Origin of the sequence: Flavobacterium weaverense (genome assembly GCF_003688495.1) — a bacterium.
Taxonomy (GTDB): Bacteria; Bacteroidota; Bacteroidia; order Flavobacteriales; family Flavobacteriaceae; genus Flavobacterium; species Flavobacterium weaverense.
This window is the reverse complement of the sequence record NZ_REFH01000013.1, coordinates 1-15,485: the sequence shown is the minus strand read 5'-3', so window position 1 is coordinate 15,485 and position 15,485 is coordinate 1. Positions and strand designations below refer to the sequence as shown.

Genomic DNA, 15,485 nt, shown 5'->3' with positions numbered 1-15,485 from the left:
GTTTTTAAATTAAAAAACTTCTCAAACTATGCTTTATGCTCGTCAAGTTTGCGATTAAAAACTTCATAAAATGAAACGATTTATAGGTTTTATAAAAAAAGAATTTTACCATATTTTTAGAGATAAACGCTCGCTGTTTATTCTATTTGGTATGCCTATAGCTCAAATATTACTTTTTGGTTTTGCAATTACTAATGAAATTAACAACGTCGATATTGCAGTTTTAGATCATTCAAAAGACTTCGAAACACAGAAAATAATAAATAAATTAAAGTCATCGCCTTATTTTAGCATCGAAAATCAACTTGATAGCGAAAAAGAGATTGAATCAGAATTCAAAAAAGGTAAGGTTAAAGCAGTCCTAATTTTTGAACCTAATTTTAGTCAAAATTTAGTAAATAAAAAAGCAGCAACCATTCAGACTGTAACAGATGCCACTGAACCAAATGTAGCGAATACAATAGCAAATTATACTTCGGCTGTAGTTCAAAATTATCAGTCCCAAAAAAATAGTTCGAGTGGCAGTCCTGCTTCCGTAGAAGTGCAATCACGAATGTTCTACAACCCAGAATTAAAAAGTGTTTTCAATTTTGTTCCAGGCGTTATGACTGTAATACTAATGTTAGTATCTGCAATGATGACATCGATCTCAATTACCCGCGAGAAAGAACTTGGTACAATGGAAATCCTTTTGGTTTCACCTTTGAAACCCTTTCAAGTTATCATTGGAAAAGTATTTCCATACGTTTTCTTATCGATAATTAATGCAGTTGTAATTTTGCTTTTAGGATATTTCGTATTTAAAATGCCAATTAACGGAAGCCTATTTCTACTACTATTCGAAAGTATTCTCTTCATCATATCAGCCTTGTCATTAGGAATATTAATCTCTACCATCTCAGACTCGCAACAGACCGCAATGATGTTATCTCTAATGGGACTAATGTTACCCGTAATAATACTTTCTGGCTTTATTTTTCCTATAAATAGTATGCCAGTGCCCATGCAAGTAATTAGCAATATTATTCCGGCGAAATGGTTTATTATAATCGTAAAAGCGATTATGCTTAAAGGTGTAGGGATACAATATATCTGGAAAGAAACTCTTGTGTTAATTGGAATGACGCTCTTTTTTATTGCTTTGAGTATTAAAAAATATAAAATTAGATTAGAATAATTGGTCCCCTATTTATACTTATTATTATTAAAATGAGAACAATACTATTTATTGTACAAAAAGAATTCAAGCAAATTTTTAGAGATAAAAACATGCTTAAATTAATATTTATTTTGCCCATTTTACAATTATTAATATTGTCAAATGCAGCGACTTTTGATGTGAAAAATATCAACATTACTTTTGTGGATAATGATCAAAGTGCGGAGTCACGAGCTTTAATAAATTCATTCAAGGCTTCCTCTTATTTTAACCTTACAGCACCACTTTTTTCTGAAAAACAAGCAATTGAAGAAATGCAAAAAGGAAAAACAGATATAATTGTTAATGTCCCCATTAATTTTAGTCGCGATTTAATAAAAGAACAGCAAACAAGTATTTCAGTGACGATCAATGCCATTGATGCTGCAACTGCCGGTATTGAAAATGTATATGTTGCACAAATTGTAAATGCTTTCGGTAGAAACATTATAACTAAATCTAATTACTTTTCTACCAATAAAGAAGTGCCCGAAAACATACTTGTTATTCCCTCTTTTTGGTATAACAATACGCTTAATTATAAAACTTTTATGGTGCCAGGAATATTAGTTTTATTAGTAACGATGCTGACTTTGTTTTTGTCATCTATGAACATTGTTAAAGAAAAAGAATTAGGAACCTTAGAACAAATCAATGTTACACCAATAAAAAAACATCAATTCATCATTGGTAAACTTTTTCCTTTTTGGATATTAGGTTTAATAGTATTGACCGTTGGATTACTTATTTCGAAAATAGTATTTAACGTTCCAATGTTAGGTAGCATCACACTCATTTATCTTTTTACATCGGTTTATTTACTGTTAGTTTTAGGAATCGGACTTTTTATATCAAATCATACTGACACCCAACAACAAGCTATGTTTATTGCTTGGTTTTTTATGGTAATTTTTATTCTAATGAGCGGTCTATTTACTCCAATCGAAAGTATGCCTGAATGGGCACAGAGGGTTACATTGATAAATCCAATTCGATATTTTGTAGAAGTTATGCGAATGGTAATGCTTAAAGGTTCTAGTTTTGTAGATATTGTTCCGCAATTTATTATTATTTCTTTATATGCTTTTGTGATGAATGGATTGGCAGTTTGGAGTTATAAAAAAAGTAATTAATCATTAATAATAGTTTGCTCTTTTTCAAAAAGTGAAGCATTAAAAAACGGTACTATACATCAATGAAGAAAATAAATAGTACTTAAATTTCAAAACCAATTAAGTAAAAAAATTACCTTTGGCACTAGTTTTACTTATACTATGAGGAGTACTAATTAAAAACTAAAATTAAATTTATGGAATATGTTGGTTATTTCGCGTCAATACTTATTGGCGTAGCATTAGGTTTAATTGGAGGTGGCGGAAGCATATTAACCTTACCAGTTTTGGTCTATCTTTTTGCGATAGAACCAGTTGTAGCTACAGCTTATTCTTTATTTATCGTAGGACTTACAAGCGCTGTCGGAAGCGCAAATTATTTTAAAAAGGGATTAGTTAATATAAAAACAGCGATCGTCTTTGGAATTCCTTCAATTATTTCTGTTTTTCTAACTCGTGCCCTACTCGTGCCTGCAATTCCCGACATCATTTTTTCTTCGGGAAATTTTACTTTTACAAAAGATCTTTTTTTAATGCTATTTTTTGCATTGATAATGATTTTTGCTTCTTACAGCATGATTAAAAAAGATAAAATAAAGTTAGAGATAGAACCTGAAATACAAAAGTTCAATTATCCAATTATCTTAATAGAAGGTGCTATTGTTGGTGTTGTTACTGGTCTCGTGGGTGCTGGAGGTGGTTTTTTAATAATTCCAGCTTTGGTGATTTTAAGTAAATTACCAATGAAAGAAGCGATAGGAACATCACTTGCAATTATAGCGGCCAAATCACTAATAGGTTTTTTTGGAGAAAGTAGTGAGAACGCAATCAACTGGCAATTCCTCTTTACGATTTCAGCTTTTGCAATTGTTGGAATTTTTATTGGAACAGCACTTAGTAAAAAAATTGACGGTAATAAACTTAAACCTGCATTCGGATGGTTTGTATTAGTCATGGGAATCTACATCATAACTAAAGAACTTTTCTTTTAAACCGAATATTCATTAGTTGAAAAGATAGTACAGCTGGATTTTCTAAATTTATTAAAAATACTAAAATCAATATGACTTTTTGAATCAAGATTTACTCTAGCAAATTTTTGATTAAAAGATATATGAATCTCTTTATCTTCAATAAACGTAGAACAATTTACGTTTACAATATCTTAAAAATAATGGTTACTATTATTTTCGACGAGAAAATATAAATTTTTAATTTACTGAATATAAGACGTTTGTGCTAAAATATTCTTAATTTAGTATTGATTTTAATCCAAGCATTTTATAAAACTACTAAAAAGTTAAGCACTTTTAAATCATTAGCTTTGAGTTATAAAATGAAACTCAATTCCAAGATTTTATTAAACAGAAAATACGATTTTAATATTCATCGTAGACTTCTAATTTATTTTAAAATCGGTAAAATTATAGCTCCATTCAGTATACTTTAATTAAAAAAAATAGCATTATGGAAACAACGAAAACAATTTATGAACTACACGAAGAGCATAAAACTTGGTTGAACAAGCTTTTATTTTATAAAGATGAACTATTTATAATGGAGAATAGAATCTCGGAGATTGCGGAGAAAAATACATCTACTGAAGTTCGCACATTAATAGATTATTTTTATAATCAAATAAGTATTCAGAAAGAAGAAATTGATTTTATAAATCATGATATAAACAGCCATGAGGCATTTTTAGAAGATGCACTTCGCAAAAACCATAATTCAATCCAAAATGATAAATTTTTAGATCATAAAAAGCACAGAGAGAGCGTTACCATATTTGAAAAATTATTTAGAGAGCTAAGAGAGGAATTAATAGAGTTTTTAAGTAAATGGATGTAGATTAAGATTTCTTAAGGATTCTACTTAAAGATTTGAAGTCTAAAATAGACGTCAATATATTAATTATTACGCTTTTGTAAATTACAGTATAAGTGGTCGCTTAAAAATAGTAGTACTTTGTAACATTAGTCACGCTGAATACCGAAAATAGATTCTAAATTTGTAAAGTACTTTAAAATAAAAGATATGTTTTTTCAACACGTTTACGACAAGACACTTGCACAAGCAAGCTATTTCATAGGATGCCAAAAAGCAGGCGTTGCAGCAGTTATAGATGCAAAAAGAGACGTAGACACGTACCTTGAAATTGCGAAAGCTAATAATATGAAGATTACACATATTTTAGAAACACACATTCACGCCGATTTTCTAGCTGGTTCAAGAGAACTAGCTGCTCTTACCGGTGCAGAAATGTATCTTTCAAGTGAAGGCGGTCCTGACTGGCAATATGAGTTTCCTCACACAGATATTATAGATGGTAGTATTCTAAATTTAGGAAATCTGAAAATAGAAGTAATACACACGCCAGGTCACACTCCTGAGAGTATTAGCTTTTTATTAACCGATTCTCCCGCGAGCGAAGAACCAGTAATGTTGTTTACAGGAGATTTCGTGTTTGTAGGTGATGTAGGAAGACCAGATTTACTTGAAAAAGCAGCAGGTTTAAAAGGCACGCAAGAAATTGGCGCTAAGCAAATGTACCAATCCATTAAAAAATTTGAATCTTTAGCTGCTTATATTCAGTTATGGCCAGGTCATGGTGCAGGATCTGCATGTGGAAAAGCTCTTGGTGCTGTTCCAAGTTCTACAGTTGGTTACGAACTTATTAGAAATTGGGCTTTTCAGTACGATGACGACGAACCTGGATTTGTAAAATATTTATTGGAGGATCAACCAGAACCACCAAAATATTTTGCTATGATGAAAAAATTAAACAAAGTTGATCGACCGCTTTTAACTTCAGTTCCAAAATTAAAAAAAATAGATTCTATAGAATTGGTAAAGGCTTTAGAGGAAGGAGTAAAATTAATTGACGCTAGGGACAAAACAATTTTCTCTAAAGGATTTATTCCAAAAAGCATTAATATTCAAGGAAACAATTCTTTTGCTACTTGGGCGGGTTGGTTTTTAAGTTATAACGAGCCGTTTATTATTCTCGCAGAGGAAAGGCAATTAGAAGACCTTACTAGAAAACTAATGCGAATAGGATTAGACAATATTCAAGGCTATATTCCATCAACTAAAATATGGGAGGACAATGGCGGAAAGCTTGAGAAAGTAAATCAAATTAATATTGAAGAATTTAAAAAATTAATATCCGACAAGGATTCTCAAATAATAGATTTACGAAGCGCCACTGAATATAATGAAGGCCATATAGAAGGTGCTAAAAATATTTTCATAGGCACTTTAATGGATAATTTAGATAAAATAAGTAAAGACAAAAAAGTAGTCATACATTGTCAGGGCGGCGATAGAGCAGCAATTGGCTATTCATTATTAGTTAGAAATGGTTTTACAAACATTGTAAATTACTCTCCTGGAATGAACGAATGGAAAAGTCAAAACAATTTAGTGGTACAATAAAAATACTGTTTAAATTAAAAATATTTTAAAAAGAGAGAAATAATAGGATTTAAAATTAAAATAAAATGGAAGAAAAGATAATGAAACATGCATTTTTAGTAGATGTTCGGACAGTGGAAGAATTTTCAGAAGGGCATGTCGCAAGCTCAATAAACATTCCTTTAGATCAGTTATTAGATCATATTGATGAATTTAAAGGAAAAGAGCAAATAGTCGTTTTTTGTAGAAGTGGTAATCGCAGCGGACATGCAAAGATGATTTTAGAGCAGAATGGTTTCAAAAATGTCATAAATGGAGGCACGTGGCAAGAAGTAGATGATGCAATTAATAAATTATAACTGATCCAACTTAATTGATAAAGATTTAATAAGTAGGGAGTTTGAATAATTATAGATCCAACAATAACGATGAACAAAGATTTAATTTTAAGGGAAAAACTAGCTTTGCAAAGAACTATTTTAGCAAATCAATCTACCCTTCTATCCTTTTTAAGAACATCCATGTATTTTTTGATTGCTGGCTTAAGTTTAAGAAATTTACTTAAGGTCGAAAACAGCTTAGTAATTGAAGTAGCACTTTTTATTGCGGCTTTTGCAATCTTTGTAATTGGAATTGCTAATTTTCTGAAGCATAAAAAATCAATTATAAACAATAGGAAACATATCGGTGAATACCACTTAGAATACAACAAATTGTAAAATTATTTTGAATTTTTAAGGATATCTAAATGATAAAATGTTCGTTAAGCTAAGATATTAAGACTGATGAAAAATTGCTAACAGGGTATAATCCGTAAAATAATGAATGCTTTTGCAGTTCGTGCAATCATTTATAACAAGAATACTGAATGATAATTATTAAAGTAATTCATTAGAAAAGAATTACCAAACAAAAACAAAATTGAAAACATCAAAAAATAAAATATTTAAAAATATTGCTTTTTTAGTATTTATAGCACTTTTTTTATTTACTCCTTTGGGAACCTTTCTAAAAGTTCAAATAAACCGATTAATTGTATTCGCTCCAAAAACTATTGAAGTCCAAGATCAAAAAGTACTTTCTACTTATCAATGGCAGCTCGTGGATGCAACAGGAAAAAATGTATCACTAGAGGAATTCAAGGGGAAAATAATATTCATTAATTTTTGGGCTACTTGGTGTCCTCCTTGTATCGCTGAAATGCCTAGTTTACAAAAATTATACAACGATTATCAAAACAAGGTTGTGTTTTTATTTGTCACCACCGACCCTTTCGAAAAAGCTAATAAGTTTTTAGATAAAGAAAAATTAAGCTTACCAATTTTTCAGTCGCTATCAAATCCACCATTGGAAATGGAATCATCTACAATACCTGCAACGTACGTTATTGATAAAGAAGGAAACATCATTGTAGCAAAAATTGGGACGGCAGACTGGAATAGTGATTCTTTTCGTAAAAAAATTGATGAATATCTTCAAAAGTAAAAATTTCTTGGAAGATGTTCGAAAGCTTTACATGTGAAAAACCAAACATTTTTATTAATTCAAATGATAAAATGTTTGCAGTAAATAGCGCACTAAAAAATACATCACAATTCCAACTATCAAAAGTGTAATAAAGCAACTTACTAAATTAAGCATCACATTAGGTATAAATTTCAACCTACGGTGAGTCAATATCGGTTCTCTGCGAAGTCTTTCGTGAATATTTTCTTTGACTATTAAAATTTTATTTTTGATACTATTGTGTTTAAGATAAATTAGTCCTTGAATTTAGTTTTAGGAAGTGCAATATTAACATTCGAAGTTACACATTATTTAAGAAAAAGAACAATAATTAATGTAATTACATAGTCAAAAAAAAAGCCGACTCAAAAAATTGAGGCGGCTTTACTATTATATTAAACTTTTGCTATAAAGTATAATCTGTATTAATAAAATTAGATTCCTTACTGTCTAATAAAGCTTGGAGAATTCCATTATTATAATCATTGTCCTTTGAAGCAACAAAGGTTCTTATTGAGAAAGAACGCAGTGCATCATGTATACTCAATGTACCTACAGCTGAATCTTTGCGTCCAGTAAATGGATACACATCAGGTCCACGCTGACATGAACTGTTTAAATTCACTCGACAAACTAAATTCACTAAAGTATCAATTAAAGGTGCAATTGTTTTAATATCTCTTCCAAACAAACTTACTTGTTGTCCGTAATTTGATTCTGCCATATCATTTAATGGCTCTTGAATGTTCTTGAAAGTCATAACCGGTACAACTGGACCAAATTGCTCTTCATGATACACGCGCATATCTTTATTTATAGGAAACAAAACTGCCGGGAAAATGTAGTTAGGTAGGTGTTTTCCACCCTTTTCATTTAGTATTTTCGCACCTTTTTTAACCGCATCATCAATTAATTCTTGAATATAAGCAGGCTTCTCTTTTTCTGGAAGTGGTGTCAAAGTCACTGATTTATCCCATGGGTTTCCGTAAACTAATTCATCAACTTTCTCAGCAAAACGTCTATTGAATTCATCAGCAATCGTTTCATGTACATATAAAATCTTCAAAGCTGTACAACGCTGACCATTAAAAGACAAACTACCAGAAATACATTCTTGAATAGCTAAATCTAAATCAGCATCTGGTAAAATAATAGCAGGATTTTTAGCTTCTAATCCTAGAATTAAACGCAATCTGTTCTTATTTGGATGTTGGTCTTGCAAAGCAATCGCCGATTTACTGTTACCAATTAAAGCTAAAATATCAACTTTTCCTGATTTCATTATTGGAGAAGCCACTTCTCGTCCTCTACCGTAAACAATATTAATGGCACCTCTTGGAAAACTACTTCTAAAAGCTTCTAATAAAGGAGAAATTAATAGAACTCCATGCTTAGCTGGTTTAAAAATTACAGTATTTCCCATTATCAAAGCAGGAATCAAAAGCGAGAAAGTTTCGTTTAAAGGATAATTGTATGGTCCAAGACACAACACTACTCCCAGTGGTCCACGGCGCACCATAGCATTCACTCCTTGGCTTTTTGTAAAACGGGAACTATTCCTGTCTAATAATTTATAATCTTCAATAGTATCATAAATATACTCTACGGTACGATCGAATTCTTTTTCAGAGTCAGGAAGAGATTTTCCAATTTCCCACATTAAAAATTTAACAACCTCATTTCGTGTTGCTTTCATTTGAGTAACAAAATTCGACATACACTTGATTCGATCCGCTACTTTCATTGTTGGCCATAATCCTTGACCATTATCATAAGCTTTACTTGCTGCATTCACTGCCTCAAGAGCTTCACTCTCTCCCATAAATGGTATAGAACCTAATATAGTTGGCGCATATTCATCTGTAGAAGAAATTGTTGAAAAAACAGCTGTTGTCTGGCCTTCCCATTTTTTCAATTCTCCATCAACTAGGTAAGTATCTTGATTTAATAATGTAGTAATCTGAAATTCTTGTGGTATTAAACTCATTTGAAGGTTTGTTATAGTTATAATTTTGGTGTTTTAGAAAAGCTTTTTATGGCTTTTTTTATGGCTGTATTATTTCTCCGTCCCATTCAGTAATGCCTCCTTCTAAATTGTACGCATTTTCAAAACCCAATTGATTCATGATTTCGCAAGCTTTAGCACTTCTCATTCCAGAACGACAGTAGACGTAATAATTATTATTTTTATCTAAATTTTCGATAGCATCTATAAATTCCTGTCCGCTATGAATATCGATATTTATTGCATTGGCAATAAAACCTTCATTAAATTCATCCTCGGTTCTTACGTCCAAAACAACTGCTTTTTCATCAGATTTATATTTTGAAACCCAGTCTTCTTGTATTAAATTCATAATGATATTTTTTTTTGTAAAATTACAATGTTTTTATGCAGTAAGCCAAACACCCATAGTTAAATGGAAAATATTTATAAGAAAACGTTTTCGCAAAACAGTAACTATCAATTAAGGATCAGAAATTCGTTCTTTTTTACGAAATCGCAAATTCTCAAGGCCTTAGCTAATTTATAAAATTATAATCACAATTAGATATTCGTAAGCCTTTTGAGAACTCAATATCGAGATTTTGACCGTAAATTAACGTACTTTTACAAAACAAACTATTGAAAAAAAACATTTTAATGCTTACTTCTACAAAAAATATATTTCCTTCCTTTTCTACAGAATTAGTAAAAGAAATTGAGACAAATGCAGTTATTCAGTCATTTGAAACTGATACTGTAATAATTAGAACAGGACAATATATCAAAAATACGGTTTTAGTTATCAGCGGAAAAATTAAAGTATATCGAGAGGATGAAAACGGAGGAGAATTTTTCATGTACCATCTCCAGCCAGGTCAAGCGTGTGCAATTTCAATGATATGTGCAACCAAAAATGAAAAAAGCCAAATCATGGCAAAAGTCGTAGAGGACGTTGAGTTAATCATGGTGCCATTACCATTAATGGATAAGTGGATGATGCAACATCGAAGCTGGTACGAATTTGTAATTGACACGTATAGAAGCAGATTTGAGGAAGTTCTTGAAGTGATTGATAATATAGCTTTTAGAGCGATGGACGAGCGACTTGAGTTTTACTTAAAACGTCACGCGGAGGTATGCGGATGCAAAGAATTAAAGTTATCACATCAAGAAATCGCAACAGAATTGAATACTTCTAGAGAAGTTATTTCTCGTTTACTAAAAAAAATGGAACAACGCGGACTAGTAACTTTATACCGAAATAATATCGAACTTTTGAAATAAACTGATTAGTGAAAAATAGCTTAAGCTTTTATTACTCTAAATCCTCTATTTTTTTCGAATTTCAATATTTACCATTATAAGTAAATATCACACAAAGCAGCTAATTAAAAAGTAGATTTTAGACTTTAATTAAATCAATTTATTTAATTTTAAAGATTGTTTTTAAATAGCATTAATCAATTTGTTTATTTTGGATTCCTACCGATAATAAAAAATAGTACCCTTTCAACTTCCTACGAAAAAAATAAAAAACTTATAAAACCCTTACTGATTCAAAAGTACCAATGTAACAATTGTCACTTTATATCTAAAAAATTAGAGGTAAATTTGTACTATAAATATAAAAGAAAACTATCATGCAAATAGAGCAAATATATACTGGATGTCTAGCGCAAGGAGCTTATTACATAACTTCTAATGGAGAAGCTGCGATTATAGATCCCTTACGCGAAACCAAACCCTATTTAGAAAGATTAGAGAGAGACGGAGTTAATTTAAAATATATTTTTGAAACCCATTTTCATGCCGACTTTGTATCTGGCCATATTGACCTTAGTAAAGAAACTGGTGCGCCTATAATATATGGTCCAAATGCAACATGTGAATTTGATTGTATTTCTGCTGTAGATGGTCAAGTATTTAATGTGGGTAAAATTAAAATAAAAGTAATACATACTCCAGGACACACTATGGAGAGTACAACATTCTTACTAATTGATGAGAATGGCAAAGATCATTCTATTTTCTCTGGAGATACATTGTTTATTGGTGATGTAGGAAGACCAGATTTAGCTCAAAAAGCAGCTTCAATGACACAAGAGCAGCTAGCTGCAATTTTATTCCATTCTCTTAGGTCGAAAGTTATGACGCTTGCTGATGACGTAATTGTTTATCCAGCTCACGGTGCTGGAAGTGCTTGCGGTAAGAATATGAGTAAAGAAACGGTTTCTACAATAGGTGAGCAAAAAAAGACAAATTATGCCTTACGAGCAGATATGACTGAACAAGAGTTTATTAAAGAAGTTACCGATGGTTTACTACCGCCACCTGCTTATTTTGGCATGAACGTAGCGATGAATAAAAAAGGTTACGATAGTTTTGAAAATGTTTTAAACTTAGGTATGCGAGCTTTATCAGCAGTAGAATTTGAAGCTGCTGCCGAAGAAACTGGAGCATTAATGCTAGACACTCGTAAAAATGGAGTATTTGCAAAAGGTTTTATTCCACAGTCTATTAACATTGGAATAGATGGTGATTTTGCTCCGTGGGTTGGTGCTATGATTGCTGATGTTAAACAGCCAATTCTAATAATCTGCGAAGTTGGTCAAGAAGAAGAAACTGTGACAAGATTAAGTCGCGTTGGGTTCGATAATCTAATGGGCCATCTTAAAGGTGGATTTGAAAGTTGGAGAAAATCGGGTAAAGAGATTGATACAATAAACAGAATTTCAGCGGAACAATTTGCAAAAGAACTAAAAGTTGGCGAAAGCAAAATTATAGATATTCGTAAAGAAAGTGAATATAGTGCAGAACACGTTGAAGAATCGTATAGTAGACCTCTTGCTACAATAAATGACTGGATAAAAGATATTGATTCGAAAGAACATTTTTATATGCACTGCGCAGGTGGTTATAGAAGCATGATTGCAGCCTCAATTTTAGAAGCGCGTGGTTATAGAAATTTCACAGAGATTGAAGGTGGTTTTAATGCCATTTCTAAAACTACCTTACCAAAAACTGACTTTGTTTGTCAAAGTAAAGTATTGTAAATGAAATTTCTATTATTAAAATAGCAGAAATTAGTAGTGCGATTTTTATAAATTTAAATAATCGCATTGCTACATTTATTAATAAATGTTTCTTTGATGCAATATAAATATGTGACCTTTTTTACAAAGCAAAGTATTATTTACATATAATATATTAGTGGTAAAAAAATATTAAAAACTTACTAAATGGACAATAACAAATGCTGTACTAACTCTAAAGAAAACAAATTAGACGCAGACTATTGGGATGATCAATACAAAGCTAAAAATACAGGATGGGATTTAGGAACTGTTTCACCACCCATTAAGTCATACTTTAATACTTTAAAAGACAAAAATATTGCAATTCTAATTCCTGGATGCGGTAATACTTATGAAGCAGAATATTTGCTTGATAAAGGTTTTACAAATATTACTATCATTGATATTGCACCAACATTAGTACAAGAGTTAAAAAATAAATTCGATAACAATAAAAGTATAAAAATAATATTAGGCGATTTCTTTTTACATAATGGCAAATACGATCTAATTATTGAACAAACTTTTTTTTGTGCGTTGTCTCCACATTTACGTGAAAATTATGTTTTAAAAATGCATCAATTACTATCGCAGCAAGGTATATTAGCGGGATTGCTATTTAATAGAACATTTGAAATTGGACCTCCTTTCGGTGGCAATAAAGAAGAATATCGCGAACTTTTTAAGTACTATTTTGAGTTTCTAAATTTCGATCAATGTTACAACTCTTTCGGACCACGAACTGATTCTGAGTTATTTTTCGAATTTAAAAAAAGAGTTATTCGTTAGTTAAAATTTACAAATAAACAGATTCGCAATATCCAAAGCTTAGAGACAAATAAAGAGTAAATAGGAAAAGAATAACTTATTAAAGATTTATAGAGTACATATTGCATACAAATAACTATTGAGTTCGATTTTTTAAATCACAAATGCCGGAACAAATACGAACTATTAACTTTTACACCGGAACACTTAAATACTAATAAGATGAAAGATTTACTTTTAAGAAATTGGCATCCTATGCGATTCGCTCGCCTAGCATTTTCAATATTTTTATTTATTCAAGCATATATTTTAAATCAATGGTTTTTTATAGCTTTTGGTTTATTTTTCTTGATTCAAGTAATTTTTAACTCAGGATGTGGTGCGAACGGATGCGCTGTGCCAAACAAAAAATATAAAAGAAGATGAGTAAATTTGATACAATTATTAATTCCGAAAAGCCAGTTTTAATAGACTTTTTCGCCACTTGGTGCGGACCTTGTAAAATGCTAGGACCCATATTAAAAGAAGTTAAAGATCGTTTAGGCGAAAGAATATCCATAATTAAAGTAGATGTAGATAAAAACCAACAGATTGCTTCTAAGTATCAAGTTCGCGGTGTCCCAACGATGATTCTTTATCAAAGAGGGCAACAATTATGGAGACAGTCAGGCGTACTAACTAAGCAAGAAATAATTAAGAATATTCTTGAGAAAAGCAATAAATAAAATTTTAATTAAAAAATCTGTTCTAGAGTCATTATTAAAAAAGCTATTACTCTAATTGGATAAAGATGTTTATAGAAACTTAATTCTAAAACTCACCTTTACTATTTAAACTACTATAATCTTTTATGGCAAAGGAAAAACAATACCGTCTTTCAAAAACGGAATCATTATTTGTTAAAGAACCTCTTTCTAGATTAAAAAATCTTTCGTTTGTGTTCCAAGTAGGATATCACTTTATAAGATCATTTCAAAAGATGCATTTTATTGGCCCGTGCGTTACCGTTTTCGGTTCTGCTCGCTTTGGCCCAGAGACGGATCATTACCAAAGTACTGAAAGAATTGCTGCAGGAATAGCAAAGTTAGGATTTACTATAATGACTGGCGGAGGTCCGGGTATTATGGAGGCTGCAAATAAAGGAGCATACGAAAATGGTGGCTATTCTGTTGGAACAAATATTGTTTTACCTAGAGAACAAAAACCAAATCCTTACGTGCATAAATGGATTTATATCCCTTACTTCTTTGTTAGAAAAGTAATATTAGTAAAGTATTCATATGCCTTTGTAGTGATGCCAGGCGGAATAGGAACTTTGGATGAATTATTTGAAGCACTTACTTTGGTTCAAAATAATATTATTGACGATTTCCCTATAATTATTTTTAATTCAGTTTATCACGAGGATATTATTAATCACATGCAAAAGATGGTTGATGATGAAAGTATCAGCCCAGAAGATATGAATTTACTGTTTGTAACAGATTCTGAAGAAGAGGTCATTAATCATTTAAGAAATCACGCAATCAAACAATTTGGTTTAAAGCGAAAAGAATATAAACCAAAGTGGTGGTTAGGAGAGAAGACTAGATAAAATTATCAATTTACCAGTCATAAAAATTATAATCATTTAGTTATATTCATAAAACTTGAATACTTTAAGAAATGATTTTTTCTATATATTGAGCTTAGTACTTTTTTTAAAAAAAAAATTCCTATTAAATTATTACTGTGGACGATTCAAAAGTAATAAAGTAAGAAGACTGAAGAATTTTATAATGTATTGCTATGGAACTTTTGCCCAATCTAATTAGTTTTGAGTTTAAGATGACGCATATTGAATAGTAAACTTGAAAATTGCAGTTATATATGTAGTGATAAATAATCTATAAAATTTGGAAAAACTAAAATTGCCATTTAGTAATAAAAATAGAAACTAGACATTTAATAAAAATTTTATTAGATTCTAAAGTCCCAACCAGTTCGAACAGAAAAAACCCTTCATCTTTATGATGAAGGGTTTTAAAAGAAAGGCGACGACGCGCTTTCCGACATAATTGCAGTACCATCTGCGCAGTCATCCCGAAGTTTCTGGATTAACTTCTCTGTCCGGAAAGTCTTTAATTAATTTTTCTACAAAATTTAAAGCAAAAAACCCTATTCAAATACATGAATAGGGTTTTTAAAGAAAGGCGACGACATACTCTCCCACATAACTGCAGTACCATCTGCGCAGTCGTCCCGAAGTTTCTGGATTAACTTCTCTGTTCGGAAAGTCTTTACTTAATTTTTCTAAAAATTTTAAAACAAAAAACCCTATTCAAATAAATGAATAGGGTTTTTAAAGAAAGGCGACGACATACTCTCCCACATAACTGCAGTACCATCTGCGCAGGCGGGCTTAACTACTCTGTTCGGGAAGG

16 protein-coding genes and 1 rRNA gene are annotated in these 15,485 nt (G+C 31.0%); 14 read left to right on the top strand and 3 right to left on the bottom strand.

What is annotated here, in order from left to right; translation table 11 throughout:
- Window positions 1-70 precede the first annotated feature (70 nt).
- The 8 genes from BC961_RS13880 to BC961_RS13845 all read left to right on the top strand — a co-directional run bounded on the left by BC961_RS13880 (window position 71) and on the right by BC961_RS13845 (window position 7,212).
- Complete coding sequence (locus BC961_RS13880) at window positions 71-1,177, top strand: ABC transporter permease (RefSeq protein ID WP_121926466.1); 1,107 nt, start codon at window positions 71-73, stop codon at window positions 1,175-1,177.
- Window positions 1,178-1,209: 32 nt separating this feature from the next.
- Complete coding sequence (locus BC961_RS13875) at window positions 1,210-2,331, top strand: ABC transporter permease (RefSeq protein ID WP_121926465.1); 1,122 nt, start codon at window positions 1,210-1,212, stop codon at window positions 2,329-2,331.
- A gap of 176 nt (window positions 2,332-2,507) precedes the next feature.
- Window positions 2,508-3,302: a sulfite exporter TauE/SafE family protein gene (locus tag BC961_RS13870; protein ID WP_121926464.1), complete on the top strand. Its 795-nt coding sequence runs from the start codon at window positions 2,508-2,510 to the stop codon at window positions 3,300-3,302.
- 475 nt (window positions 3,303-3,777) lie between these two features.
- On the top strand, window positions 3,778-4,161 hold the full coding sequence (locus tag BC961_RS13865; RefSeq protein ID WP_121926463.1) for a hypothetical protein: 384 nt from the start codon (window positions 3,778-3,780) through the stop codon (window positions 4,159-4,161).
- A 186-nt stretch (window positions 4,162-4,347) separates the two neighbouring features.
- Window positions 4,348-5,748, top strand: a complete 1,401-nt coding sequence (locus BC961_RS13860; RefSeq protein WP_121926462.1) for an MBL fold metallo-hydrolase — start codon at window positions 4,348-4,350, stop codon at window positions 5,746-5,748.
- Window positions 5,749-5,813: 65 nt separating this feature from the next.
- On the top strand, window positions 5,814-6,086 hold the full coding sequence (locus BC961_RS13855; protein ID WP_121926461.1) for a rhodanese-like domain-containing protein: 273 nt from the start codon (window positions 5,814-5,816) through the stop codon (window positions 6,084-6,086).
- Window positions 6,087-6,155: 69 nt separating this feature from the next.
- Window positions 6,156-6,446 carry a DUF202 domain-containing protein gene (locus BC961_RS13850; RefSeq protein ID WP_121926460.1) on the top strand — a complete coding sequence of 97 codons (291 nt, stop codon included), beginning with the start codon at window positions 6,156-6,158 and terminating at the stop codon, window positions 6,444-6,446.
- A gap of 202 nt (window positions 6,447-6,648) precedes the next feature.
- Complete coding sequence (locus BC961_RS13845; RefSeq protein ID WP_121926459.1) at window positions 6,649-7,212, top strand: TlpA family protein disulfide reductase; 564 nt, start codon at window positions 6,649-6,651, stop codon at window positions 7,210-7,212.
- Between the two features lie 427 nt (window positions 7,213-7,639).
- Here BC961_RS13845 and BC961_RS13840 read toward each other — a convergent pair whose 3' ends face one another.
- The gene (locus tag BC961_RS13840; protein ID WP_121926458.1) at window positions 7,640-9,220 is read right to left on the bottom strand and encodes an NADP-dependent glyceraldehyde-3-phosphate dehydrogenase; all 1,581 of its coding nucleotides are present in this window, start codon (window positions 9,218-9,220) and stop codon (window positions 7,640-7,642) included.
- A 58-nt stretch (window positions 9,221-9,278) separates the two neighbouring features.
- Window positions 9,279-9,590: a rhodanese-like domain-containing protein gene (locus tag BC961_RS13835; protein WP_121926457.1), complete on the bottom strand. Its 312-nt coding sequence runs from the start codon at window positions 9,588-9,590 to the stop codon at window positions 9,279-9,281.
- 287 nt (window positions 9,591-9,877) lie between these two features.
- On the opposite strand from BC961_RS13835, the gene BC961_RS13830 reads away from it, so the two are divergent.
- From BC961_RS13830 to BC961_RS13805, 6 genes are all read left to right on the top strand, one after another.
- Window positions 9,878-10,504, top strand: coding sequence for a Crp/Fnr family transcriptional regulator (locus BC961_RS13830; protein ID WP_121926456.1), 627 nt, complete (start codon window positions 9,878-9,880; stop codon window positions 10,502-10,504).
- A 356-nt stretch (window positions 10,505-10,860) separates the two neighbouring features.
- Window positions 10,861-12,273: an MBL fold metallo-hydrolase gene (locus BC961_RS13825; RefSeq protein WP_121926455.1), complete on the top strand. Its 1,413-nt coding sequence runs from the start codon at window positions 10,861-10,863 to the stop codon at window positions 12,271-12,273.
- 186 nt (window positions 12,274-12,459) lie between these two features.
- Window positions 12,460-13,083 (top strand): methyltransferase domain-containing protein, encoded by a 624-nt coding sequence (locus BC961_RS13820; protein WP_121926454.1) that lies wholly within the window; start codon window positions 12,460-12,462, stop codon window positions 13,081-13,083.
- Window positions 13,084-13,284: 201 nt separating this feature from the next.
- A complete protein-coding gene (locus BC961_RS13815; protein ID WP_121926453.1) occupies window positions 13,285-13,488 on the top strand; it encodes a hypothetical protein in 204 nt (67 codons plus the stop codon).
- Window positions 13,485-13,787 carry a thioredoxin gene (gene trxA, locus BC961_RS13810; protein ID WP_121926452.1) on the top strand — a complete coding sequence of 101 codons (303 nt, stop codon included), beginning with the start codon at window positions 13,485-13,487 and terminating at the stop codon, window positions 13,785-13,787. Before BC961_RS13815 ends, trxA begins: the two co-directional genes overlap by 4 nt.
- A gap of 125 nt (window positions 13,788-13,912) precedes the next feature.
- On the top strand, window positions 13,913-14,656 hold the full coding sequence (locus tag BC961_RS13805) for an LOG family protein (RefSeq protein ID WP_121926451.1): 744 nt from the start codon (window positions 13,913-13,915) through the stop codon (window positions 14,654-14,656).
- A gap of 752 nt (window positions 14,657-15,408) precedes the next feature.
- On the opposite strand, the gene rrf is transcribed toward BC961_RS13805, so the two are convergent.
- Window positions 15,409-15,485, bottom strand: a 5S ribosomal RNA gene (gene rrf, locus BC961_RS14995); the annotation flags it as partial.